This window comes from Sinobacterium caligoides, assembly GCF_003752585.1.
Lineage (GTDB): Bacteria > Pseudomonadota > Gammaproteobacteria > Pseudomonadales > Sinobacteriaceae > Sinobacterium > Sinobacterium caligoides.
On the sequence record NZ_RKHR01000006.1, the window covers coordinates 150,989 to 175,093 of the forward strand.

Sequence of the window (24,105 nt, forward strand, 5' to 3'; positions counted from 1 at the left end):
GTTATTCTTCCAACCTTGTCTGACTAAGACGCACTGGCGCCGGAGAGGACGTCTTTGATCGTGTTCATCAGCAGCTTTTCTTCCAGCGGTTTAGTCAAATATCCCCTCGCCCCTTGGCGCCTGCCCCAGACACGATCGGTTTCCTGATCTTTGGTGGTGACAATAAGAATTGGGATATCGCTGGTAGCACTATTTCTACTTAACTGGCGAGTTGCCTGAAAGCCGTTGATCCCTGGCATGACAATATCCATTAAAACAATATCAGGCAGCTCCGCCTTCGCTTTCGCCACACCTTCTTCACCGTTTTCAGCCTCTAGCACTTCATAGCCATGACGGCTCAGCATCGACTTCATTCTTCTAGTTTCGGTTGGCGAGTCGTCTACGATTAATACTCGAGCCATTTCAATCTCCTGAACAACATTGGATTAGTTAGAATTATTGCGCCGCTATGCGGCGTTTTGCTTGCCGACGTGATCTTCAATCGCACTCAGCAGCTCATTTTTACTAAACGGTTTGGTTAGATACTGATCCGAGCCAACTATTCGACCCTTCGCTTTATCAAACAAACCATCTTTACTCGATAACATAATGACCGGCGTTGATTTAAATTCATTATTATTTTTAATCAAAGCGCAGGTCTGATAGCCATCTAAGCGAGGCATCATAATATCGACAAAGATAATATCAGGACGTGTATCTGCTATCTTGGCTAGGGCATCAAAGCCATCTACAGCCGTGACAACAGTACAACCTACTTTACTTAATAGAGTCTCAGCAGTACGACGTATAGTCTTACTATCGTCAATTACCATGACTTTTAAATCTGCGAAGTTAACACTCATGCACAACAATCCCACTCAACTTATTCTTCTATATGGTCATCAAACTATGAGACTTGCCATCCATTAGATGATCACGGTGTATAAGGTTTTAACACAGTTTCACAACTCAATCTACTTTAGCACCATTAATATCACACTTCGATCGCAACCATGGTGTACTTTTCAGTAGATACAGAAGTTACAATACAACAAAGATTACCTATTATAGGCTCAGTCCTCATCAACCGGTACCCCTACATGACCATTCGCCTCGCCATCGTAATGGATGACATTACAGCCATCAACGTTAAGAAAGACAGCACCCTTGCCATGTTTGCCGCCGCGCAACAGAAGGGCTGGGAACTGTTCTACATCCAACAGCCCGACCTCTATCTCGAACAGGGTCTAGCTAAGGCCATCGCCCAACCTATCACCAACATTAGTTACAACGCAGACGATTACTGCCAGTTAGGCGAGCCATCAAAAATCACCCTCAGCGAGCTTGACGTGGTGTTAATGCGTAAAGATCCGCCGTTTGACAACGAGTATATCTATTCCACTTATATTCTCGAGGCCGCCGAGCGCGAAGGCACACTCATCGTCAACCGCCCCAGTAGCCTGCGCGACTGTAACGAAAAAATCTTTGCTACACAGTTCCCACAATGCTGCCCTCCGGTGCTGGTGAGCCGCAACAACGATCTACTCAAGGCCTTCTATTTGGAGCATCGAGACGTCATCTTTAAGCCCCTAGATGGCATGGGCGGCACGGCAATATTCCGCGTCAAAGCTGGCGATCCAAACCTCAGCGTCATCCTCGAGACCCTCACCCAATACGGCAGCCAATCGATTATGGCCCAACGCTTTATCCCAGAAATCACACAGGGCGACAAACGCATCTTAATGGTCGACGGCAAGCCGGTTGACTATGCCTTGGCTCGAGTTCCTGCGGAAGGGGAGACCCGAGGCAACTTGGCGGCAGGTGGTAGCGGCGTGCCGCAACCACTGACCGAGCGTGACCGCTGGATTTGCCAACAAGTCGCTCCAACTTTACGTGAAAAAGGCTTATTATTCGTTGGCCTCGATGTCATTGGCGACTACCTCACCGAGATCAATGTCACCAGCCCGACCTGTATCCGCGAGCTCGACGACGCCTACAACCTCGACATCGCCGGCCAACTAATGCAGAGCATCGAGCAACAACTGAAAAATAACTAAAACAACGACTTTAATACTATGCCCCCAAGTAGCCCAGCCTACACACAAACAAGCTCAGATCGACTGAGCTTCACCCTATTTATGGCCGTGATGATCCACTGCGTGATCATCCTCGGCATTACCTTTGCAGACACTCCAGCCACCAGTACGGCTTCCACACTGGAAATCACCCTGGCAATGCATGACAGCAGCAGCCAACCTGAAGACGCTGACTACATCGCACAACACAATCAGCAAGGGTCCGGTACCACCGACGAAAAAGCTGAGCTGACCACTCGACAAGAAGCGCTGTACAACGACTTGCAGATCAAAGAAACCGGCATGCAGCGACAGCAAAAACAAGAGCCCAAGCCCAGCAACACAAGTCAGCTTGCGAGCGAGGTCGTCACCAGCGCCGCCAGCAATGTTTTTAACGTCAGTCTGCAAGAACAACCACTGCCCCAACAGGCTCAGAGCGAAACACTGGATCGCGATCAACAACTCAGTCAAGACATTGCCAGTCTGCGCGCCAGACTAGACCAGCGCCAACAGGCTTATGCCAAGCGGCCAAGAATTCACCGTATCACCTCCGTCTCCACCAAATCCAGCGACGACGCTCTCTATCAATATCAGTTTCAGCAAAAAGTAGAGCAAATTGGCAACGAGAACTACCCCGTACAAGCACGTCGACAAAACATCGAAGGGGATGTACAGCTGGTCGTCGTGCTCAAGCCCAATGGCACCATTCAGGAGATCGTGGTTGAGAAGTCTTCTGGGCAGCCTATTTTAGATGCGGCGGCCATACGCAGCGTCCGTGCTTCAGCCCCCTTTCCGCCTTTTCCTCGCAAGATGCGCGAGAAAGCCGACCTACTGGAGATCATCAGAACCTGGCGGTTCAGCAAGAATCAGTTATCATCACACGGCTAACTTAATTGACTCACGAGACCCCACATGCCAGCACGCAGCCTACTCGCCTTCGACTACGGTTTAAAACATATCGGTGTCGCCCAGGGGCAAACGGTCACCCAGACCGCCAGCCCACTCTGCGTGCTCAAGGCAAAGGATGGTCAGCCCAACTGGCAGCAAGTAGAGCAGCTGCTTACCGAGTGGCAGCCCGACCTCGTGATCGTCGGCCTACCCCTCAACATGGATGGCTCCCCCTCTGAGATGTCTGCACGCGCCAACAAGTTTGCCAACAGAGTTCATGGCCGCTTCGGCGTTGCAGTAGAAACCATCGACGAGCGACTCTCCAGCTACGAGGCCAAAGGCCAGGTCATCGAACGCAGCGGGCAACGCAACTTCGGCCAACAGACCGTCGATGCGATAGCCGCCCAGTTAATTTTGCAGAGCTGGTTCAATAAGCAGGGTTAGAAGCGATTGCTATCGCTGTCATCCTGCAGACTCAAGCCGCCAGCGATGGCATCGAAGTTACCCGCCTCCCTGTCATCCCCCTCGGCATCGAGCTTAATCATCAGGCGCAGGTCGTTGGCCGAGTCGGCATAGGCCAGCGCATCCTCGTAGGTGATTTGCCCCTCTTTGTATAGCTCGAACAGCGCCTGATCAAAGGTCTGCATCCCCTGTTCTGAAGATCGCGACATTAAGTCCTTGAGAGCATGGACATCACCTTTGCGTATCATGTCTGAAGCCAGCGGCGTATTGATTAACACCTCGACACAGGCTCTACGGCTCTTGCCGTCCGGTGTCGGTATCAACTGCTGCGCTATCATACCGCGCAAATTCAGCGATAGATCCATCCACAACTGGCGATGACGATCCGCGGGGAAGAAGTGCAAGATCCGGTCGAGCGCCTGGTTAGCATTGTTGGCATGTAGCGTACAAAGGCAGAGGTGACCGGTCTCAGCAAAAGTGATGGCATGCTCCATCGTCTCCCTGCTACGTACCTCACCAATCATGATCACGTCGGGGGCCTGACGCAGCATATTTTTCAACGCAACCTCAAAAGAGTCGGTGTCGATACCGACCTCACGCTGAGTGACGATACAGCCTTTATGCTGATGGATATACTCAATCGGGTCCTCTACCGAGATAATATGTCCCTTCGAGTTACGGTTGCGGTGACCAATCATCGAGGCCAGCGACGTCGACTTACCGGCCCCGGTGGCACCGACAAAAATAACCAGGCCACGCTTAGTCATCGCCAAGTCTTTGATGATATCGGGCAAGCCCAAATCTTCAACTAACGGAATATGCGTCTCAATACGTCGTAACACCATGCCGGCTAAATTACGCTGATAGAAGGCACTGACCCGAAAACGTCCGATACCTCGTGCCGAAATGGCAAAGTTGCACTCTTTATTATTCACGAAGTCACTGCGTTGCGCTTCGTTCATCACCCCTAACACCGTCTCTCGAGTCTGCTCGGGACTAAGTGCCTTCGTCGTCACCGGCACCACTTTGCCATGTACTTTGATCGAAGGCGGCACGCCTGCGGTAATAAATAAATCTGAGGCGCCCTTCTCCACCATCAATTTCAACAGCTTTTCAATATCCACCACTTACTCCATGCACGCTACGACTATTTTTTCTTAGCATTGTTCATTATTAGAAGTTATCTGGGATCTTCGCCTTCTCGCGAGCGACCTGACGTGTCACCTGGTTCTTCTTCACCAGCGACTCGAGACATTGATCCATAGTCTGCATGCCAACGTTGGCGCCAGTCTGGATTGCCGAGTACATCTGCGCCACCTTACCCTCGCGAATGAGATTACGAATCGCCGGGGTGCCAATCATGATCTCATGCGCCGCCACCCTGCCACCGCTCACTCGCTTCAATAATGTTTGTGAGATAACCGCCTGCAGCGACTCCGACAGCATCGAACGAATCATCTCCTTCTCTTCCGCCGGAAAGACATCAACGACACGGTCAATGGTCTTCGCTGCACTGGTGGTGTGCAAGGTACCAAAGACCAAGTGCCCGGTCTCAGCCGCCGTCAGCGCCAAGCGAATGGTTTCTAGGTCTCGAAGCTCACCCACTAAGATAATATCCGGGTCTTCACGCAGCGCCGAGCGTAACGCGGCATCGAAGCCATGTGTATCCCGATGCACCTCTCGCTGGTTGACCAGACACTTCTTCGATTCGTGCACAAATTCTATCGGGTCCTCAATAGTCAATATATGGTCGTAACGGTGATCATTAATATAATCGACCATCGCCGCCAAGGTGGTTGACTTACCCGAACCCGTGGGCCCAGTCACGAGCACTAGGCCTCGTGGCACTTCAGATATCTGCTGGAAGACCTTACCCATACCGAGGTCCTCCATCGTTAACACTTTTGAGGGGATGGTACGAAAAACACCACCGGCACCGCGGTTGTGATTAAAGGCATTGACACGAAAGCGGGCGACACCAGGCACCTCGAAAGAGAAATCGGTCTCTAGATGCTCCTCGAAGTCCTTACGCTGCTTATCATTCATGATCTCGTAGATCAGGCTGTGAATCTCTTTGTGGTCCATCGCCGGTACATTAATACGACGCACATCACCATCGACACGAATCATCGGTGGCAAGCCCGCCGACAAATGCAAATCCGAAGCCCCTTGTTTGGCGCTAAATGCTAATAATTCAGTAATATCCATAGCCGAGAAACCATTTGCTGCTTTTTATTTACAATGCGGTCCACTACGATAGGTCCGCCTCACCCTAACTGCGCTATAATGCGGGCACCAATGACTTTATATGAGTTATCATCGCCCCATGCCCAAGATAGCAGACAATCTAGAAGCCGTATATCAGCGTATCGGCAAGGCCTGTGAAAAGGCCGGACGCCAGCGTGATGAAGTTCAACTTTTAGCCGTTTCGAAAACACGCAGCGCTAGCGAAGTGTTAGAAGCCTATGACTATGGCTGCCGAGACTTCGGTGAGAACTATTTACAGGACGCCCTAGAAAAAATCACTGAAATTAAGCCAACAGATATCCATTGGCACTTCATCGGCCACTTGCAATCGAACAAGACACGCCAGGTCGCCGAGCATTTTCAATGGATGCACACCGTCGACCGGCTGAAGATAGCGCAACGGCTAAACGATCAACGCCCCGCCCAACTACCGCCGCTCAACATTTGCCTGCAGGTCAACATCAGCGGTGAAGACAGTAAAGCCGGTATCGACGCCACCGAGCTACTGCCGCTGGCAGCGAAGATCGAAAGCCTCGAACAATTACAGCTGCGTGGTCTCATGGTCATTCCTGCCGCCAGCCAAGAGGTAGAGCAGCAGCGCCGCGCCTTCGCCGAAAGCCGGCAGCTATTCAGCACGCTGCAGGCGCAGCACCCTCAGGTCGACACCCTGTCGATGGGGATGAGTGGCGACTTAGACTCCGCCATCCTCGAAGGCAGCACCATGGTGCGCATCGGCACGGACATTTTTGGTGCCCGTGCGCAGCGCTAGGTCTCTCTATCAATAATATTAACAATCATTCGCCAACTCAGTACACTGCACGCTGAGACCGCGACTTATAATTAAGAGGAACTCTCCGTGAGCGACTATACGATAGCCTTTATCGGCGCCGGCAACATGGCCAGCGCTCTCTTCGGCGGCCTAATTAACCAGGGCTTCGACGCCGATAAAATCTGGGCTGCCGACCCCTACCCCGCTAGCTTAGAACAAGCCGCTGCACTCGGGGTGAATACCACCAGCGATAACCACACCGCCATCGCTCAGGCCGATATCGTCGTCCTCGCCGTCAAGCCACAGGTATTAAAAGATGTCGTCACACCACTGCAGGAAAGCTTCGCTACCCGTAAGCCGCTGATCATCTCGATCGTCGCCGGCATTGAGATGACTAGCCTTGAACGCTGGCTTGGCAACCAACAGGCCATCGTGCGCTGCATGCCCAACACACCTGCGCTTGTACGAAGGGGCGCAACGGGCCTCTTCGCCAACCCCCATGTGAGCGAAAAACAACGTCGACAGACCACGGAAATTCTCGATGCCGTCGGTATCAGCCTGTGGCTCTCGACGGAGAGCCAAATCGACGCCGTGACGGCCATATCCGGCTCCGGTCCCGCCTACTTCTTCCTCCTCATCGAGGCGATGACCGAGGCCGGCAGCAAGCTCGGCCTCGATCGACAGACCGCCGCTCAGCTTACGCTACAAACCGCTCTCGGCGCCGCCGAGATGGCCGTCAGCAGCGATGTCGATGCCGCCGAGCTGCGCCGCCGCGTAACCTCACCCGCCGGCACCACCGAGGCCGCCCTCAACAGCTTTGAACGCGACAACTTTCGCACCGTGGTTGAGACCGCCGTCAAGGCCGCAAAACAGCGGTCTGGCGAACTAGCCGAACTTCTCGGTCAATAAACCGTCACAATGTCACGGGGGGTGTATTTTGTTAATCCACCCCCATTAATAGTTACTATTATTCTTACTTTCATATTGCGGAGACACTTATGGGCGCGCTCGCAGAAGTCCTAAGCTACTTGATCACCACGCTGGTCAGCTTTTATCTCATCCTCGTTATCTTACGCTTCCTGTTGCAGCTGGCCCGTGCCGACTTCTATAACCCGATTTCACAATTTATTGTCAAAGCCACCAACCCACCGTTGAAACCGATGCGCAGGATCATCCCCTCGATAGCCGGCCTAGACACAGCCTCCTTAGTGCTCGCGCTACTAGTGCAAGCTGCCGGCATCGCGCTGCTGTTATTCATTAGTTATCGCGTTATCGTCAACCCTACCTCGCTGCTCATCTGGTCGCTGCTAGGGCTCGCCACCGCCTTCACCAAGTTGTTCTTTTTCACCATCATCGCCACTATCGTCTGCAGCTGGCTGGCACCACAGAGCCGTCATCCTGCGCTGATGTTGTTGCATCAAATCAATGAGCCGGTAATGGCGCCATTTCGTCGGCTGCTGCCATCGATGGGTGGCCTGGATCTCTCGCCCATCCTTGTCTTCATGGTCATTCATGTACTTGAAATACTCATCCATAACGGCGCCCATGCCTCCGGCATGCCTACCGGTATCGTCATTGGTTTGAACTAGCTCCTCGGCGCCAGTCCACGCTGGCGCCAGCAGTGGTCAGCTAAAACATTATAATTAACCCCCTTGTCTACAGCTAATCTATTGATAGCTATTGCATAGGCCATTAGACTTCGAGTTGAATTTACGCCGAGGATACCCAGATGCCGACAGATGCTAATGAGCAATCGGTAGGTTTAGTCACCCCTATTACCCATCATTTCGAACATGACTTCGAACTCGCCTGCGGCAAGATACTGGCGGGCTACGACCTCGTCTATGAGACCTATGGTGAGCTCAACAGCGAGCGCAGCAATGCCATACTGATATGTCACGCACTATCGGGCAATCATCATGCTGCCGGCTTTCATAGCTTTGATGACAAGCGCCCTGGCTGGTTCGACCATTATATCGGCCCCGGCAAGCCCATCGACACCAACCGTTTCTTTGTCGTCGCCCTGAATAATATCGGCGGCTGCTCGGGCTCCACCGGACCGCAGAGTATCAATCCTGCGACCGGCAAGCGCTGGGGCGCCGACTTTCCCGGGCTACGCGTACGCGACTGGGTGAAGTCACAGGCAGAGTTATCCGACCTGCTAGGAATTGATGTCTGGGCTGCCATCGTCGGCGGCAGCCTCGGGGGGATGCAGGCTCTACGCTGGTCGCTGGAATACCCCGAGCGCCTCAAACACTGCGTCGTCATCGCCTCTGCGATGAAACTCAGCGCGCAGAACATCGCCTTTAACGAGGTAGCACGCAAGGCCATCATGTCAGACCCGGCCTTTCACGACGGTAACTATCTCGAGCACGATACGCTGCCTCGCGATGGGCTGGCGTTAGCGAGAATGGTCGGCCATATTACCTACCTCTCCGACGAAGTGCTGGGCTCTAAGTTTGGCCGTGAGCTGCGCTCAGGCTCTTTTAAAATGGGGCAGGATGAAGGAGTCGAGTTTCAAATTCAGAGCTACCTCAACTATCAAGGGGAAAGCTTCTCTGGCGCCTTCGATGCCAACAGCTACATCCGTATGACTCAGGCGCTCGACTTCTTCGACCTGGCCCGCGAGTATGATAACGACCCCGTCGCCGCCTTTGAAAACGCCCAGTGCGACTTCTTCGCCGTCTCCTTCACCACGGACTGGCGCTTTAGCCCTGAGCGCTCGCAAGAGATGGTGCAGGCACTGATGGCGGCACAGAAAAAAATTAGCTACGTCGAGATTGAATCAAAGCTTGGCCACGATGCCTTCCTGTTACCCAATGCACGCTACCAAGAAGTCTTCGCCGCCTATATGAACCGGGTTCATAAATCGATAAAGAGGAAGAGATAATGCGCTTTCCGACCAAACTGGTGCAACCCTGGATCGAGCCCGGTAGCCGCGTCCTCGACCTCGGCTGTGGCGATGGCACCTTGCTTCGCCAGCTCAGTGAGAACATCGATATTCACGGCTATGGCCTAGAAATTGACCCTTACAACATCACTGCCAGTATCAAACAAGGCATCAATATTATCGAACAAGATCTCGATAAGGGACTCAGTAATTTTGCCGACAATAGCTTCGATACCGTCATCATGACACAGACGCTGCAGGCGGTACGCTACCCGCACCTCGTCATCAACGAGATGCTACGCGTCGGTAAACAATGTATTGTCGCCTTTCCCAACTTTGGTCACTGGCGCTGCCGCTGGTACCTCAATACCCGCGGCAAGATGCCAATCTCAAAGTTCATGCCTTACACTTGGTACGACACCCCAAACATTCACTTCTGCACGGTGAAGGATTTTGAGGAGCTCTGCGGAGAGAACAACATCGAATTACTCAACCGCCGTTATGTCGATCACTACAACAAAAGCGGCAGCGCCTCTCGCCTGTGGCCAAACATGTTTGGCGTCACTGCCATTTACCGAATCACAAAATAAACAAACTAGCGCGTTAACGAGGAAGTACTCTATGCGAAAACTGATCGTTCAGCCCATTAAGCTATCGCTCATAGTGATGCTGTCACTATTCAGCACTTACTCTATCGCCGACGATTTTAAGAGTCAGAGCAACATCGATAATATCGAGATTAACTACGTTCTATTCCCTAGCACCATGATTGCCCCTGCAACCGCCAAGGCGCTGCAACTAACGCGCAGCGAAAACATTCAATTCGTCAACGTCTCGGTGCGCGAAAGAGTCAGCGACAGCGCGGCGACTGTCGCCAAGGCAGCAACGATCAGCGGCAACTACTTTGACTTAATTCATCACCGCCCACTCAATTTTGTCAAAGTAGAAGAGCAAGGCGCCATCTACTACCTCGCACCCGTTCGCTTCCCCGGTGAAGAGTCTAAAATGAGCTTCGAACTCGACGTTAAATACGCCGACAACAAACCGGCGGCGAAGATTCAGTTCGATCGTACCCTCTACCGTGACATCAAAAAATAGGAGGTCATATGGCTAACAAGATCGTCCTCGCCAGCGGCAACCCAGGAAAGCTAAATGAATTTAATGAGTTGCTAACGGATCTCGATGTCGAGATTGTTGCACAGACGGATTTCGACTTTGCCGAGGCCATCGAAGACGGCCTCAGCTTCGTCGAGAACGCCATCATCAAAGCGCGCCACGCCTGCCAACATACCGGCTTGGCCGCTATCGCCGATGACTCAGGGCTCGAAGTCGACGCATTACAGGGCGCACCTGGTATCTACTCGGCGCGCTACAGCGACGATGTCACCGGTGGCCAGGCTACTGACCAGAGCAACAACAGCAAACTGCTCACCGCTCTCGCAGGCCTTCTCGACGACCAACGTAATGCTCGCTTCCACTGCGTACTGGTCTATATGCGCCACGCAACAGACCCCACACCGTTGATCTGTCAAGCCAGCTGGTCGGGACGCATCGCTCAACAAGCACAAGGTGAGCAGGGCTTCGGCTACGACCCACTCTTCTGGCTCGACAGCCACAACTGCAGCAGTGCCGAGCTACCACGCACGATTAAAAATCAAATTAGCCATCGCGCCCAAGCACTGCGACTGCTGCTACCCGCGCTACAGCGACGACTATAACGTATGTTACTGCCGCCACTATCCCTCTATATTCATATTCCTTGGTGTGTGCGCAAGTGCCCCTATTGCGATTTCAACTCTCACCAGCAGGTCGGCGAGATACCTGAGACAGACTACATCGACGCGCTCATCGACGACCTCAAGGAAGAGTCACAACATAGCCAAGGGCGCAAGATTCATTCTATTTTCATCGGCGGCGGTACCCCTAGCCTACTCGGCGCCTCAGCCTATGCGCGCCTGTTGGAGGCGATCGAGCAACAGATCGGCATTGAGCAAGGCGCTGAAATCACCCTTGAAGCCAATCCGGGCAGCGTCGAACAAAGCAAGTTTACCGATTACCGGCACGCCGGCATCAATCGGCTCTCCATCGGTGTACAGAGTTTCCAAGAGGAACAGCTACAAGCATTAGGTAGGATCCACAACGGTCACGAGGCCGCTATTGCCGCCGACCGGGCTCGCGCCAGCGGCTTCGATAACTTCAACCTCGACCTCATGCACGGACTGCCCGGCCAAGACGTTGGGGCAGCGTGCGCAGACCTACAGCAGGCCATCGACTGCCAGCCAACACACCTCTCTTGGTATCAACTAACGATCGAGAAGAATACCGAGTTCTACAGTCGCCCCCCCTGCATTCCCGTCGAAGATCGTCTGCTCGAGATCCAAACTCACGGCGAACAGCTACTGGCCAAAAGTGGCTACCTTAACTACGAGGTATCCGCCTATAGTAAGCCGGGGCGCCGTTCTCAGCACAACCTCAATTACTGGCGCTTCGGTGACTACATCGGCATCGGTGCAGGTGCCCACGGCAAGATCAGCCTCAGCAATGGCAAGATTTTCCGTCGTGCCAAAACCCGTCTGCCGAAAGATTATCTCAACAGCAAGAAGGCGTTTTGCTGTACACAACAGCCCATCGAAACCGACGAACTGAGTGTTGAGTTTATGATGAACGCCCTACGCCTCAATGGCGGTGTCGAACAGGCGCTATTTTCTCAACGCACCGGAATCGCCTTCACCGAGATAGCGGCGCACGTTGCACGGCTAAAACAACAGGGGCTATTGCAGCCGGGGGAAAGGTTGGCAACCACAGCGCTCGGCAGCCGCTACCTCGACAGCGTTCTCGAACAGTTTATTTAGTGTGTTGTAGGCCCTGAATAATCGGGCAGTCGCCATCGCTACTGCTTTGTTCGCAATCGGCCAACATCGCACTCAACTCCTGTCGCAGCTCTGTCAGTTCGGTAATCTGCTCGTCTAACAGCACCAGCTTGTCGCGCGCCATCAGCTGCGCCTGCTCATGCATGACATGCTCGTTGGAACGAATCTTTAACAGCTCTGCGATCTCCTTTAGGCTGAAGGCCATCAACTGCGCTCGCTTAATAAAGCACAGTGTCTCCAGCTCTGCATCACCGTAAACTCGCTGCCCTGATCCTCGGCGCTTAACCGCCGGCATCAAGCCAATTTTCTCATAATAGCGTAGCGTATCGACGCTCACATGCGTCTTATCAGCTAACTCACCAATGCGCATTATTAGGAGTTTTGTTGTTGTTTCGGCTGTGAGGATTGATTACGCGCACCACCCTGGCGATGATTGCGGCTTTGACGATGATTGCCACGGCGACCACCACCTCCAGCAGGCTTAGCCTGATTAACATTAATATTGCGCCCCAAAAAAGCGCTGCCATCAAGTGCCATAATGGCGTCTTTAGCCTCCTCTACATTATCCATGATGACAAAACCATAGCCTTTCGGTTTACCGGTTTCTTGATCGACAATGAGGTTGATCTTAGCAACATCACCAAAATCTTCAAAAGCATCACGAATGCTCTCTTCAGTAGCATCGAAGGATAGATTTCCGACAAAAATATTCATTTAATACTCTCTTATTTCGAGCCTCAAGGGACACGAATACCAACATCCAACTGACCGACAAAGCGGGCATGTCATACCAACTCAGTGCTTCGAAGTAATAATTTCGTTAACACCTTGTACCTAGAGCACACTCCAGGTTTAGACTTTTACAACGGCAGCTAGCAACGACGCTGTCGCTACTCCAAATAAACCTCAACAGCTCATATATCATTAACACTTTATCGCCTCAACACAGAACACTATCCATAGAGGCTATTTACTCAACTTCAATATAAACGACACCGTACTTGTGGCTGTTCAATCAACAAGTCACACAATAAAGACCATCGTCGAAAACAGGTTTTCGAATTGGTCCATCAAACTTTATTAATTTCTACGGAGCTATTTCATCATCTTATCGATGCTCTGGCAATACTGAGATGCCACAATCGCCCAATCGACGATATACGTTACATTATAAATTTAGCTCCGATTTAATTTCAAGGCAATGTTTAGTAAAGATTTATCAGCGAGATTACGTCACATTACACACATTAAGACGACGAGGTAAGCATGAGCTACAAAGCCCAAGACAGCGGCCAGCATGCAACACATAAGTTCCTAATCACAGGGCCACGCTGTGGTGGCTGTGTCGCAAAGGTAGAGAAGGCGGTCACAAGCTTGAACGAGGTCAGCGAGGCATCGTTCAACCTCTCTCAGGCAACACTCACGGTCACCGGTAAAGTTGATGACGAAGCCATTATTGCGGCTATTGCCGCCCTTGACTACTCCGCACAGCGCATCCAATCCGTCACCCAAGCCGAAGAGGAGCGTGAGAGCATCGTTCAACAACAGTATGCAGCACATCGCCGACACGCCCTCATCGGCTTAGGTTTAGGACTACCGCTGATGATCTACGGCCTCCTCTTTGGCATGGCGGTCGACAGCACTCAAGCGCAACTCGGTTGGTCAGTTGTGTCGCTACTCACCGCCATGGTGCTATATCGCGCGGGCGGGCACTTTTTCCGCAATGCTCTGCAGCAACTGCGCAGTGGCAGCACCAGCATGGATACTCTCATTGCCCTCGGCACATCTTCCGCCTGGCTGTATTCTAGCCTCATCGTGCTCTCACCCGAGAGCTTTCCTGTCGCCGCACGGCATGTCTACTTCGAGGCCGCTGCGATGATCATCGGCCTAATTAACTTGGGCCAAGCCTTAGAGCTTCGCGCCCGTGGCCAGACCTCAGCCGCCTTAAAAAAGCTAATAGGCATCCAACCCAAGACTGCGTGCGTCATAGAAGCTGACAAGAGTTACGACCGACCGATCGATCAACTCGCAATCAACGATGAAATCAGGGCGCGCAGTGGCGAACAGATTGCCGTTGACGGCATTGTTATCGCTGGTCACGGCCACATCGACCAAGCCATGCTAACCGGTGAGGCTATACCCGTAGCATGCCAACAGGGCGACACGGTCAACGCCGGCACCGTCTTGCTGGACGGCACACTGCTTTATCGTGCCAGCCGTGTTGGCCGAGACACCGCCTTAGCGCGCATTATCAACATGGTGCAGAGAGCCCAGGGCAGTAAGCTCCCCATCGGTCGCCTAGCCGATAGGGTCGCCAGTATCTTCGTTCCCTGCATCCTCTTTGTTGCCCTACTTAGCGCCGCTGCCTGGTGGTTCTGGGGCCCCGAACCTCGCCTAATGTACATGGTCATCAGTGCTGTGACAGTCTTAATCATCGCCTGTCCCTGCGCCCTTGGCCTCGCCACGCCCATGTCAATCATGTCCGGAGTGGGTGTAGCCGCCGAACATGGCATCCTAGTTCGGCAGGGAGAAGCCCTGCAGCAGGCTGCCAAGATCGACACCGTGATATTGGACAAGACCGGCACAATCACCTGCGGCAGACCCACCATATCCGACGTTGTCACACTAGATTACGATCGCGACACGCTGCTATTAATCGCTGCCTCTCTCGAACAAGGCTCGAGCCACCCCATCGCGAAAGCGATCATCAGCAGCCACAAAAACAAGATGCTCGAATTCGATGATTTTCACTCTATCGCAGGCATGGGGATCAGCGCTCGTACCGCTTACGGCTTCTGTCTTCTGGGTAATCAACAGCTATTAAAAAGCCATCAGGTTGAAACGTCACCGCTCGCCGAGGCGAGTGAGCGCCTACAAGAGCAAGGCAACAGCATCGTCCTCCTCGCTATAGACGGTAAATTAGCAGGCCTCATCGCACTTAAAGACGAGGTGAAAATGGAGTCTAAAGCCGCCATCGCCAGCCTACAGCAACGCGGTATCGAGGTAATCATGGCCAGTGGCGACAACAACACCACCTGTTGTCGCGTCGCCGCTGAAGTCGGTATAAGTCAATTTCACGGCAGCCTCTCACCCCGGGAGAAGCTCGCCCTTGTCGAGCAACTACAGCAACAGCAACGTGTGGTAGCTATGGTGGGAGACGGTATCAACGACGCTCCCGCACTCGCACAAGCCGACGTCGGCTACGCCATCGGCGAGGGCAGTGATATCGCTATCGAAAGCGGTGACATCACTCTGCTCAACCACTCACTAAAAAGCATCGAAAATTCCATCATCGTTAGTCAGGCGACTCTCAGTAACATCAAACAAAACCTATTCGGTGCCTTCATCTACAACAGCATCGGTATCCCCATCGCCGCGGGTATCCTCTACCCCAGCCTCGGCCTCCTGCTCAACCCTGTGATCGCAGGAGCCGCCATGTCGCTGTCTTCGCTGACCGTCGTACTCAATGCCAACCGCCTACGGCGACTAAAGATTACACCCTGACCACGATCACAGCGCGTCGAGCCGCCAGCACTCTAGCGGCTCGAAAAAACGACTCAGCTAACCTTCTCGAAAAACAGGTCCCAGACCCCGTGTCCGAGCTTCGTGCCACGCGTCTCAAACTTCGTGATTGGGCGATGCTCTGGCCGCGGTGAGAAGACACCTTCACCCAGCTGATTAGCGTAGCCCTCAGCTGCGCTCATCACCTCCATCATCTGCTCCGAGTAATGTTCCCAGTCCGTCGCCATATGAAACACGCCACCGAGCTTTAGCTTCTGACGCACCAACTGAGCAAACTCTGGCTGTAGGATGCGACGCTTATTGTGTCGCGCCTTATGCCAAGGGTCGGGGAAAAATAACTGTAGAGTATCGATGCTATTGTCGGGGATACACTGCTGCAATATCTGAATCGCATCCTCATTATAGACACGAACATTATCCAGCTGTTTTAACTCCGAGAGCGACAGCAAGCGTCCAACACCGGGCCGGTGCACCTCAATACCAATAAAGTCTTTCTCTGGCGCTTCCTCCGCCATCTGTGCCAGAGATGTCCCCATACCGAAGCCAATCTCTACCACCACCGGTGCCGTACGACCAAACACCTCGGCATAATCAATCATGCCGTCGTCGAGAAACAAACCGCGCTGCTCCTGTAGCGCCTCAAACGCCTGGCGCTGACCATCAGTCATTCGACCGCTACGCAACACAAAGCTCTTAATCGGCCTACGTTTAATTTCTTCACTCATACCGCTATCACCTAAATAGATTTATATGCTGCTACCGCCAACAGCAGCCATGCCGCCAAAAAACACAAGCCGCCAAGTGGCGTCACCGCCCCCAGCACCTTAACCCCTGTTAACGCAAGCGCATAAAGGCTGCCTGAGAACAAGGCGATACCGGCAACAAAGAACCAACCTGCGGTCTTATAAGTCTTCACCTCGGGGAAATGAGCACCAATCAACACCGCCATCAACAGCGCTAAAGTGTGATAAAAGTGGTACTGCACCCCCGTCTGATAAACCGTCATCAGGGCCTCATTGATATGCCCCTTTAATCCATGGGCACCAAACGCACCGATGGCCACGGCCAGGAAGCCGCTAAAAGCCGCAATGATTAGCTGATTAATCGCCATATCGTCATATTCCCTATCGAATTGCCGCTATTCTAGCCTTTCTACAGCAGAAATCACCTGCCCTCGACGATAATTTAAAACGAAAAAGGGCCGCCACAGGCGACCCTTGTTAACGCAAACGATGATCAGGCTTCTAGCGTGACCTTTAGCTTCTTCATTGCGTTCTTCTCTAGCTGACGAATTCGCTCTGCGGAAACACCATAGCGAGCAGCAAGCTCATGCAACGTCTCTTTCTTCTCGCCCAGCCAGCGGCTGGCCAATATATCTCGAGAGCGTTCGTCCAACATATCCAGCGCTTCTTTAAGCTGACGCTGACTATCGGCCTCCCAATCGGAGTCCTCTAACATCACCGCCGGATCCATACTGTGATCCTCAAGATAATGCGCGGGAGAATAGGCTGCTGCACCGCTGTCGCTATCATCATCGACACCGCCATCGAAGGCTGCATCAACAGCCGTTAGCCGGCCTTCCATCTGCTGAACATCTTTTAGGTTCACACCGAGATCGTCTGCCATCAACTGTGCCTCGTCGTGAGTCAGCCAAGACAAACTCTTTTTCGAGGAACGCAGATTGAAGAATAACTTACGCTGCGCTTTGGTGGTTGCTACCTTAACGATGCGCCAGTTACGTAGAATATACTCATGCATCTCAGCCTTGATCCAGTGTACGGCAAAAGAGACCAGACGAACGCCCTTCTCAGGGTTGAAGCGTTTTACCGCCTTCATCAATCCGACATTACCCTCTTGAATCAAGTCACCTTGGGGCAGGCCATAGCCCTTGTAGCTCTTCGCTAAATGAACGACAAAACGTAGGTGGGCCATAACCATCTGACGAGCGGCGTCTAAGTCACCGTCATAATATAAGCGTTCAGCGAGATTGCGCTCTTCATCCGCCGTCAAAATAGAGAAGCTATTTACGGAAGAGACGTAGGCGTTGAGGTCTGCGCCTGGGCTAACAATATGGGCTGTTTGTAAACTGGTGCTCATTTAACTCTCCTGACGAAACTTCTATATAGCTATAGTAAGCTAACGTTTTGACCACCACTGGCAGTCAAAAGTTCCGCTGCTTCTGCTGTATAAATTACTCAATCATGAACTCAAGTCAACCGTGACAAGCCCCCGACAAATCCACTATTAATGTCGCAGGCCTCACCGGCAATAAAGAATGGCGCTACTTTGGCTCTATCGACCCCAAATGTCGACTAACTGCCAGCCAAGCACCGACCCACCCTAGCATACTTCCACCTAACAACAAAAGTAGGGTGTCAATTAAATCTAATCCACGTAGCTGAAAATTGCTATGGTAGAGGTCCGCCAGTGCCAGCACTGGCCCGCTGAGCCACCACAGTGTCGCAAAGACAATGCACCAGGAGCAAAAAGCCCCGCCCAAGCCGTAGAGCATTCCTGTATACAAGAAGGGGCGGCGCACGAAGGTATCTGTCGCCCCTACCAGCTTGGCCACTACAATCTCATCTCGACGACTTTCGATAGTCAGCCTGATCGTATTACCGATCACACTCAGCACCCCCAGACCTAACAAGATACTAAGGGCATTCACCACCCTCTCGACGATATCCATCATGCTATAAAGCCGTTGCACCCACTCTAAATCAAGCTGTGCAAGATCGACCTCAGGCAAGTCCGCTAACGAGGCGAGTAAATCTTTCGCCTTTCCTGACTGCACGACACTGGGCGCCGGCTGCACGACAATGACGGCAGGTAACGGATTTTCATTAAGAGCATCGATCGCCTCGCCAAAACCAGATAATGCTCTAAACTCAGCCAGAGCTTGTTGCTTCGAAATATAATGCGCCGCCCGAATATCCTTACGCAAAGGCAGCTTAGCGGCCAACTTTTCACCGGCTTGCGGCGTCACGTCTTGTTTTAAATAGATCGACACCTGCGCACTACCGTCGAGACCAATGCTTAGGCCTTGTATGTTGCTCAGGGCGATATAGAGGGTCATTGGTAAAGCGAGGGCGATGGCGATAACAACCCAGGTCAACAGCGTTGACAGCGGCGAGTCCAGCAGTCGTTGTATACTGTCCCGAACCACCTTCTTATGATTGTCGACCCAGGCGCGAAAGAGGTCGGCCAAACCAACGTGGGAGCTTTGCGCTCCGCGTGCACGATTGTTACCGTCAGCCATCAGCGCACACCCCCTGCATTTTCACCATGATCCAGGCTCATAATTTTATGATCCATTGAGTTGATCAAGGCAATATCGTGCGTCGCGATGAGCACTGTTACACCCACCTGATTAAACTCTTCAAAGAGGTGCATAATCTCCGCCGACAACTCCGGGTCGAGATTACCGGTAGGCTCATCCGCCAGCAATAGTGCAGGTTTATTCACCACCGCGCGCGCGATACCCACTCGTTGTTGCTCTCCCCCAGATAGGGCTATAGGGTTGTGCTTCTCATACTTCAATAAACCGACCTTATCGAGCGCAGCCCGCACTCTACGGCCAATTTCTCTCGGGGGATGCCCCTCAATAATCAATGGCAGAGCCACATTATCAAAGACAGTGCGATCAAATAACAGCTGGTGATTCTGAAAGACCACACCGACTTTACGACGATGAAAAGGTATTTGCCGCCGTGGCATAGCCCCAAGATCCAAGCCGTCGACAATAATTCGGCCCGAGCTCGGTCGCTCCATTAACATGATGAGCTTCAATAGCGTGCTCTTACCCGCACCACTACGGCCGGTTAAAAAGACCATCTCTTCACGCTCGATGTGGCAATCAACATGGTGTAATGCCATGTGGCCATTGCCATAGCGCATACTGACGTTATCGAAGTCAATCATCTGCTGTTAGTCATCTCTCTTAGAAAAGATCGCTCGGGTGAAGTCGGTAGCACTGAAGTCTCGTAAGTCTTCCGCCTGTTCGCCAACACCGATGAAGCGAATGGGCAGCTGCATCGCCTCGCTGATAGCAAAGATGATCCCCCCCTTCGCCGTGCCATCGAGTTTAGTAATAGTCAGGCCGGTGACGCCAACGGCCTGGCGAAAGGCCTGAGCCTGAGACAGAGCATTTTGTCCGGTGCCGGCATCGAGTACCAGCATCACCTCATGAGGCGCCGACGGATCGAGTTTCTGCATCACCCGCACAATCTTCTTCAGTTCCTCCATCAGATGATCTTTATTCTGTAGACGACCCGCGGTATCGGCAATCAGCACGTCGACATCACGCGCCTTTGCCGCCGACAGCGCGTCGAATAGCACCGAGGCGCTATCGGCCCCCGTATGCTGAGCGACGACGGGAACATCGTTACGTTCACCCCAGACCTGTAATTGCTCCACCGCCGCCGCACGAAAGGTGTCGCCAGCCGCCAACATGACAGACTTACCCTCAGCCTGATAACGTCGCGCCATCTTGCCGATCGTGGTCGTCTTACCGACACCGTTTACACCGACCATCAATATGACATAAGGGGACTTGCTGCCGTCGATACACAGAGGCGCCTCACAGGGGGTCAATAATGCCGATAGTTCTTCTTGCAGTGCCTGGTAGAGCGCCTCAGCATCCGTCAACTCATTTCGTCCAACACGGCGAGTGAGGCTTCCAATAATCTTACCAGTTGCCTCCATGCCTACATCGGCCATGATCAACTGTGTCTCGAGATCTTCCAATAACTCATCGTCAATTTCTTTCTTGCCGAGAAACAGGCTGCCCATACCCTCGCCAAAGTTCGCGCTGGTACGCGACAAACCATCTTTCAAGCGGCTAAAGAACCCTGACTTCTTACCCCTTTTAATAGGTAGGTCAGCAGCCTGCGAAGGCTCTGTTAGTCGCTCACCCTGCCCATTTGGCTCGTGGCTCTGCGGCACATCAACGGCCTCCTCCTGGCTCGCCTCGGCTGGCACTTGGCTGGAGGTATCCACAGGCTTAGACTCTTTTACACGGCGTTTAAAGAACTTCATAGGTTGCTATACACAAGTAATTGGCAATATTGACAGAAAAGTAGGATATTCTAACAGCTTTTAAAGGCAATACACCCCAAGCGTATTGTTTGATTAATCTCACTGTATTCTGCACAGTACTACGCCATCAAAGAGAACACACCGTGACTAACAAGCGTCATCCCAGTAAGCCCCGCCCGACCAACAAACGCAGCGCAAACTCACTGCGTATCATCGGTGGACGATGGCGGGGCAGAAAACTAACCTTTGCCGACAGTGACGGACTGCGCCCTACCGGCGACCGCATCCGCGAAACACTATTCAACTGGCTACAAGGCGACATTGCTGGCGCCAGATGTCTAGACTTATTCAGCGGTGCCGGTGCGCTTGGCTTCGAGGCCGCATCGAGGGGCGCTGCGATCGTCACCATGATCGAATACTCTGCCCCCGTCGCGACACAGCTACGGCAAAACGAACAGCTACTGAAGAGTGACAACACCCAGGTCATCCATGACGATGCTCTACGCTGGCTACAACACGAGCTGGCAAACAGCAATGAGCTCGATTACAACATTATCTTGCTCGACCCGCCATTCGCTGGCGAACTGCTACAAGAGAGCCTTGATGCCCTCGCGCAGCCTGCAAAGCTCAAAATTAACACGCTGATTTACCTAGAGATGGAAAAAAGCTCTAACTTCCAAGTACCAGCACACTGGCAACAGCTCAAGGCCAAAACGGCGGGGCAAGTCAGCTATTACCTCTACCAAAATAACGCCAAACCGGTCAATAACTAGCCAGCCCTCGGCAAATTCGTTAAAATCGCCGCTCATCGCACCGGTGAGCGCGTCGACAGCCTCCCACACTATTATCTCGGATGATTCCATGACTAGCATCGTTTACCCAGGCACCTTCGATCCGATCACCAACGGCCATATCGACCTGGTCGAACGCGCCGCCAAACTCTTCGATAACGTTATCGTCGCCATCGCCTATAGCGAGAAGAAGCGCCCACTGTTCACCCTCGAGCAGCGTATAGCGCTCTGTGAAACATCGTTGAATCATCTTCATAACGTGAAAGTTGTTGGTTTCAGTAACTTACTGGTTGATCTCGTCAAGGACCACCAGACCAACGTCGTCTTACGCGGCCTCCGAGCCGTCTCCGACTTCGAGTATGAGTTTCAGCTAGCCAACATGAACAGGGCGATGGACGATCACTTTGAAACGGTCTTCTTAACACCGTCCGATCACCTGTCCTTCATATCTTCCACGCTGGTACGGGAGATCGCCGCCCTCGACGGCGATGTGTCGCGTTTCGTACACCCCGCCGTCTCCGCGGCACTGTTGCAGCATTTCAACAAGTAAAATCGCCCACTAAGGCAAATACCTTCTCAGAAGTAACGTGGTAGAGAGTTCAATATGGCCTTAATGATTACCGACAAGTGCATCAATTGCGATGTCTGTGAACCGGAGTGCCCCAACGCCGCAATTTCTCAGGGCGATGAGGTATACGTCATTGATATCAATAAATGTACCGAGTGTATTGGTCACTACGATGACCCGCAGTGCGTCGAAGTCTGCCCTGTTGACTGCATCCCGCTCAACCCCAACAAGATCGAGACCGAAGAGCAACTGTGGGAAAAATTTCATCAACTCACCAAGCAAACCTAACGGCTACTAGCGACCAAACTAGCAGAACGTATCAACGTGCCGATGGAGAGCTCTAGCTACTCGCTGACTCTGCTGTCGGCATTTTCTCGAACTTCATGTTTACGACCACTCTGCGTGCAACCCAAACAGCGCACAAAAGTCGCCTCAAAAGGACCTGAAACAAGGGTTTCTGCAGTCTCAGCGGTGTTGCCACCAAGCAAAGAAAACGGCAGGGCGACAATAAAGACCGCCGTGCTGATCACGGTGATGCCGGCCAGTACCGGGCGGGCAATCAACAGATCACCGGTCATCGCCAACGCCGTAGGCTCCTCCTCGACGGCTGCAGCGATGGTGAGCTGCGGCAAGCTTAACAACAGGCCAAAGAAAAGGGCGATCATGGTACGCATTGGTAAAATTTTCATGGACGTTAACTTCCTCATACGCGTGGCACTCAATTGCTATGCAAAACACATTAGAATTATTGCTTATTATTCGAGGGGCACCTCCCTCATTAGCAGTATAATTGGCCACACAACATCGCTGCAGCCAGCCTCACTCGTTTTTATATCATACCCTTAGCATAAATATTAGCCTTTAACGCAACTATCGCTGACACCTTGCACAAAAGACACTGCTTCTTCCGGCAATTTTCACCTCTTTAAGCACTCCATCACACTTCACACAGGCTTCCCCCGTACGCCCATACACATTCAGCTGCTGTTGAAAGTAACCCGGTTTACCATCACCCCCCACAAAGTCTTTCAACGTTGTTCCACCCTCTGCTATCGCCTTCTCAAGCACTTGCTTAATAGCAAGAGTCAATCGTGCGTAACGCTGCCTGGAGACTCCACCTGCCATGGCCAGCGGCTTGATCCCCGCCATAAACAGCGCCTCGTTGGCGTAAATATTGCCAACACCTACGACAACCTGGTTATCCATAATAAAAGTCTTAACCGGTGTCTTACGCCCCCTAGATAGCACGAATAGACGCCGTTCATCAAAATCCTCGAGCAGCGGCTCCGGCCCAAGGTGTGCAAACAATCGATGCTCGCTCACAGGGCCGTCGAGCCACAAAACAGCACCAAAGCGCCTTGGGTCGTGATAACGCAGAATTTTGCCACTATCGAGCACGATGTCGACATGATCATGACGGCCAGGATCACTTTCAGAGGTCAGGCGGAGGCTGCCCGACATGCCCAGGTGAATCAGCAAATGACCATTAGGCAGGGCAAAAAGTAAATATTTCGCCCGGCGAAAACAAGCCAGTATTTCTCGACCGGCGAGTTGAGCAGATAAGTCATCGGGGATAGGCCAGCGCAACTGCGCCTGCCTGACCACCACGCCAACAATTTTTCTTCCGGCAAGGTGAGGCTCGATGCCTCGCAGGGTCGTCTCTACTTCAGGTAATTCAGGCATGGGGATTAAATCTTCTGTTGAGGCTCCGACCGACTAACGCCCAACTATACAATAGCTTTGCTACTGCCTCCAGCCTGCTACAAGCTCACCCTCACTGCAATACCGTCAATTGATTCGATTTATTGATCGTATGATAAGCCAGCCAGAAAATGGCACTTCTCGGCATATCGGGGCATTGCCGATGAACAATAGAGGTCACTTCTGCGACAGATTGGTAATGACCACTGCCCCATTCACTCGCAATCCGCTCCGCAATTGCCAGCCCTGTCAGTAATGAGTCCTCATACTTATGCGCCGGGGTTGGTGTCATAATTAACTCCTTAT

General features: G+C 52.5%; 30 protein-coding genes. 15 read left to right on the top strand and 15 right to left on the bottom strand.

Annotated elements, in window-relative coordinates; genetic code table 11:
- Nucleotides 1-23: 23 nt before the first annotated feature.
- Both EDC56_RS15540 and pilG read right to left on the bottom strand, forming a co-directional pair.
- Nucleotides 24-401, bottom strand: a complete 378-nt coding sequence (locus EDC56_RS15540; RefSeq protein WP_123713491.1) for a response regulator — start codon at nt 399-401, stop codon at nt 24-26.
- A gap of 45 nt (nt 402-446) precedes the next feature.
- Nucleotides 447-842 (bottom strand): twitching motility response regulator PilG, encoded by a 396-nt coding sequence (gene pilG / locus EDC56_RS15545; protein WP_123713492.1) that lies wholly within the window; start codon nt 840-842, stop codon nt 447-449.
- A gap of 237 nt (nt 843-1,079) precedes the next feature.
- Here pilG and gshB point away from each other — a divergent pair, with 237 nt between their 5' ends.
- The 3 genes from gshB to ruvX are packed head-to-tail and all read left to right on the top strand — an operon-like array spanning nt 1,080 to nt 3,386.
- Entirely contained in the window at nt 1,080-2,036 is a 957-nt protein-coding gene (gshB, locus tag EDC56_RS15550) for a glutathione synthase (RefSeq protein WP_123713493.1), read from the top strand.
- Nucleotides 2,037-2,054: 18 nt separating this feature from the next.
- The gene (locus EDC56_RS15555) at nt 2,055-2,942 is read left to right on the top strand and encodes a TonB family protein (protein WP_123713494.1); all 888 of its coding nucleotides are present in this window, start codon (nt 2,055-2,057) and stop codon (nt 2,940-2,942) included.
- Nucleotides 2,943-2,966: 24 nt separating this feature from the next.
- Nucleotides 2,967-3,386, top strand: coding sequence for a Holliday junction resolvase RuvX (ruvX, locus tag EDC56_RS15560; protein ID WP_123713495.1), 420 nt, complete (start codon nt 2,967-2,969; stop codon nt 3,384-3,386).
- On the opposite strand, the gene EDC56_RS15565 is transcribed toward ruvX, so the two are convergent.
- Together EDC56_RS15565 and EDC56_RS15570 are read right to left on the bottom strand one after the other, a co-directional pair.
- Nucleotides 3,383-4,528: a PilT/PilU family type 4a pilus ATPase gene (locus EDC56_RS15565; RefSeq protein ID WP_123713496.1), complete on the bottom strand. Its 1,146-nt coding sequence runs from the start codon at nt 4,526-4,528 to the stop codon at nt 3,383-3,385. The genes ruvX and EDC56_RS15565 overlap by 4 nt on opposite strands.
- A 49-nt stretch (nt 4,529-4,577) precedes the next feature.
- Nucleotides 4,578-5,612: a type IV pilus twitching motility protein PilT gene (locus tag EDC56_RS15570; RefSeq protein WP_123713497.1), complete on the bottom strand. Its 1,035-nt coding sequence runs from the start codon at nt 5,610-5,612 to the stop codon at nt 4,578-4,580.
- Between the two features lie 118 nt (nt 5,613-5,730).
- Here EDC56_RS15570 and EDC56_RS15575 point away from each other — a divergent pair, with 118 nt between their 5' ends.
- The 8 genes from EDC56_RS15575 (at nt 5,731) to hemW (ending at nt 12,162) form a co-directional block, all read left to right on the top strand.
- Nucleotides 5,731-6,420, top strand: coding sequence for a YggS family pyridoxal phosphate-dependent enzyme (locus EDC56_RS15575; protein WP_123713679.1), 690 nt, complete (start codon nt 5,731-5,733; stop codon nt 6,418-6,420).
- 87 nt (nt 6,421-6,507) lie between these two features.
- Nucleotides 6,508-7,329 (top strand): pyrroline-5-carboxylate reductase, encoded by an 822-nt coding sequence (gene proC, locus EDC56_RS15580; RefSeq protein WP_123713498.1) that lies wholly within the window; start codon nt 6,508-6,510, stop codon nt 7,327-7,329.
- An 89-nt stretch (nt 7,330-7,418) separates the two neighbouring features.
- Nucleotides 7,419-8,009: a YggT family protein gene (locus tag EDC56_RS15585; protein ID WP_123713499.1), complete on the top strand. Its 591-nt coding sequence runs from the start codon at nt 7,419-7,421 to the stop codon at nt 8,007-8,009.
- A gap of 140 nt (nt 8,010-8,149) precedes the next feature.
- Nucleotides 8,150-9,310, top strand: a complete 1,161-nt coding sequence (gene metX, locus EDC56_RS15590; RefSeq protein WP_123713500.1) for a homoserine O-succinyltransferase MetX — start codon at nt 8,150-8,152, stop codon at nt 9,308-9,310.
- The gene (metW, locus tag EDC56_RS15595; protein WP_123713501.1) at nt 9,310-9,900 is read left to right on the top strand and encodes a methionine biosynthesis protein MetW; all 591 of its coding nucleotides are present in this window, start codon (nt 9,310-9,312) and stop codon (nt 9,898-9,900) included. The genes metX and metW overlap by 1 nt, the downstream gene beginning before the upstream one ends.
- 31 nt (nt 9,901-9,931) lie before the next feature.
- Nucleotides 9,932-10,408 carry a DUF4426 domain-containing protein gene (locus EDC56_RS15600; protein ID WP_162844213.1) on the top strand — a complete coding sequence of 159 codons (477 nt, stop codon included), beginning with the start codon at nt 9,932-9,934 and terminating at the stop codon, nt 10,406-10,408.
- A gap of 8 nt (nt 10,409-10,416) precedes the next feature.
- The gene (gene rdgB / locus EDC56_RS15605; protein WP_123713503.1) at nt 10,417-11,028 is read left to right on the top strand and encodes an RdgB/HAM1 family non-canonical purine NTP pyrophosphatase; all 612 of its coding nucleotides are present in this window, start codon (nt 10,417-10,419) and stop codon (nt 11,026-11,028) included.
- Between the two features lie 3 nt (nt 11,029-11,031).
- Nucleotides 11,032-12,162 carry a radical SAM family heme chaperone HemW gene (gene hemW, locus EDC56_RS15610; protein WP_123713504.1) on the top strand — a complete coding sequence of 377 codons (1,131 nt, stop codon included), beginning with the start codon at nt 11,032-11,034 and terminating at the stop codon, nt 12,160-12,162.
- Here hemW and EDC56_RS15615 read toward each other — a convergent pair.
- Nucleotides 12,155-12,550: a heavy metal-responsive transcriptional regulator gene (locus EDC56_RS15615; RefSeq protein WP_123713505.1), complete on the bottom strand. Its 396-nt coding sequence runs from the start codon at nt 12,548-12,550 to the stop codon at nt 12,155-12,157. The two genes, hemW and EDC56_RS15615, sit on opposite strands and share 8 nt — an antisense overlap.
- A gap of 2 nt (nt 12,551-12,552) precedes the next feature.
- Complete coding sequence (locus EDC56_RS15620; protein WP_123713506.1) at nt 12,553-12,894, bottom strand: RNA recognition motif domain-containing protein; 342 nt, start codon at nt 12,892-12,894, stop codon at nt 12,553-12,555.
- 552 nt (nt 12,895-13,446) lie between these two features.
- Here EDC56_RS15620 and EDC56_RS15625 point away from each other — a divergent pair.
- A complete protein-coding gene (locus tag EDC56_RS15625; RefSeq protein WP_123713507.1) occupies nt 13,447-15,684 on the top strand; it encodes a heavy metal translocating P-type ATPase in 2,238 nt (745 codons plus the stop codon).
- Between the two features lie 53 nt (nt 15,685-15,737).
- Here the strand turns inward: EDC56_RS15625 and trmB are convergent, their stop codons facing one another.
- The 6 genes from trmB to ftsY form a co-directional block, all read right to left on the bottom strand.
- Nucleotides 15,738-16,427, bottom strand: a complete 690-nt coding sequence (gene trmB / locus EDC56_RS15630) for a tRNA (guanosine(46)-N7)-methyltransferase TrmB (protein ID WP_123713508.1) — start codon at nt 16,425-16,427, stop codon at nt 15,738-15,740.
- An 11-nt stretch (nt 16,428-16,438) separates the two neighbouring features.
- A complete protein-coding gene (locus EDC56_RS15635; protein WP_123713509.1) occupies nt 16,439-16,813 on the bottom strand; it encodes a DUF423 domain-containing protein in 375 nt (124 codons plus the stop codon).
- A 125-nt stretch (nt 16,814-16,938) separates the two neighbouring features.
- Nucleotides 16,939-17,799 (bottom strand): RNA polymerase sigma factor RpoH, encoded by an 861-nt coding sequence (rpoH, locus tag EDC56_RS15640; RefSeq protein ID WP_123713510.1) that lies wholly within the window; start codon nt 17,797-17,799, stop codon nt 16,939-16,941.
- 184 nt (nt 17,800-17,983) lie between these two features.
- Nucleotides 17,984-18,961 (bottom strand): permease-like cell division protein FtsX, encoded by a 978-nt coding sequence (gene ftsX, locus EDC56_RS15645; RefSeq protein ID WP_123713511.1) that lies wholly within the window; start codon nt 18,959-18,961, stop codon nt 17,984-17,986.
- A complete protein-coding gene (ftsE, locus tag EDC56_RS15650) occupies nt 18,961-19,623 on the bottom strand; it encodes a cell division ATP-binding protein FtsE (protein WP_123713512.1) in 663 nt (220 codons plus the stop codon). The genes ftsX and ftsE overlap by 1 nt, the downstream gene beginning before the upstream one ends.
- A 6-nt stretch (nt 19,624-19,629) precedes the next feature.
- Nucleotides 19,630-20,739, bottom strand: a complete 1,110-nt coding sequence (gene ftsY, locus EDC56_RS15655; RefSeq protein ID WP_123713513.1) for a signal recognition particle-docking protein FtsY — start codon at nt 20,737-20,739, stop codon at nt 19,630-19,632.
- A gap of 143 nt (nt 20,740-20,882) precedes the next feature.
- Here ftsY and rsmD point away from each other — a divergent pair, with 143 nt between their 5' ends.
- From rsmD to EDC56_RS15670, 3 genes are all read left to right on the top strand, one after another.
- Entirely contained in the window at nt 20,883-21,512 is a 630-nt protein-coding gene (rsmD, locus tag EDC56_RS15660) for a 16S rRNA (guanine(966)-N(2))-methyltransferase RsmD (protein WP_123713514.1), read from the top strand.
- Between the two features lie 88 nt (nt 21,513-21,600).
- Nucleotides 21,601-22,080: a pantetheine-phosphate adenylyltransferase gene (coaD, locus tag EDC56_RS15665; RefSeq protein ID WP_123713515.1), complete on the top strand. Its 480-nt coding sequence runs from the start codon at nt 21,601-21,603 to the stop codon at nt 22,078-22,080.
- Nucleotides 22,081-22,134: 54 nt separating this feature from the next.
- A complete protein-coding gene (locus tag EDC56_RS15670) occupies nt 22,135-22,386 on the top strand; it encodes a YfhL family 4Fe-4S dicluster ferredoxin (RefSeq protein WP_123713516.1) in 252 nt (83 codons plus the stop codon).
- A 56-nt stretch (nt 22,387-22,442) separates the two neighbouring features.
- Here EDC56_RS15670 and EDC56_RS15675 read toward each other — a convergent pair whose 3' ends face one another.
- The 3 genes from EDC56_RS15675 to EDC56_RS15685 form a co-directional block, all read right to left on the bottom strand.
- On the bottom strand, nt 22,443-22,787 hold the full coding sequence (locus EDC56_RS15675; protein WP_211333727.1) for a hypothetical protein: 345 nt from the start codon (nt 22,785-22,787) through the stop codon (nt 22,443-22,445).
- Between the two features lie 181 nt (nt 22,788-22,968).
- Nucleotides 22,969-23,781, bottom strand: a complete 813-nt coding sequence (mutM, locus tag EDC56_RS15680; RefSeq protein WP_123713518.1) for a bifunctional DNA-formamidopyrimidine glycosylase/DNA-(apurinic or apyrimidinic site) lyase — start codon at nt 23,779-23,781, stop codon at nt 22,969-22,971.
- A 91-nt stretch (nt 23,782-23,872) separates the two neighbouring features.
- Nucleotides 23,873-24,091, bottom strand: a complete 219-nt coding sequence (locus tag EDC56_RS15685; protein WP_123713519.1) for a hypothetical protein — start codon at nt 24,089-24,091, stop codon at nt 23,873-23,875.
- Between the last annotated feature and the right edge of the window lie 14 nt (nt 24,092-24,105).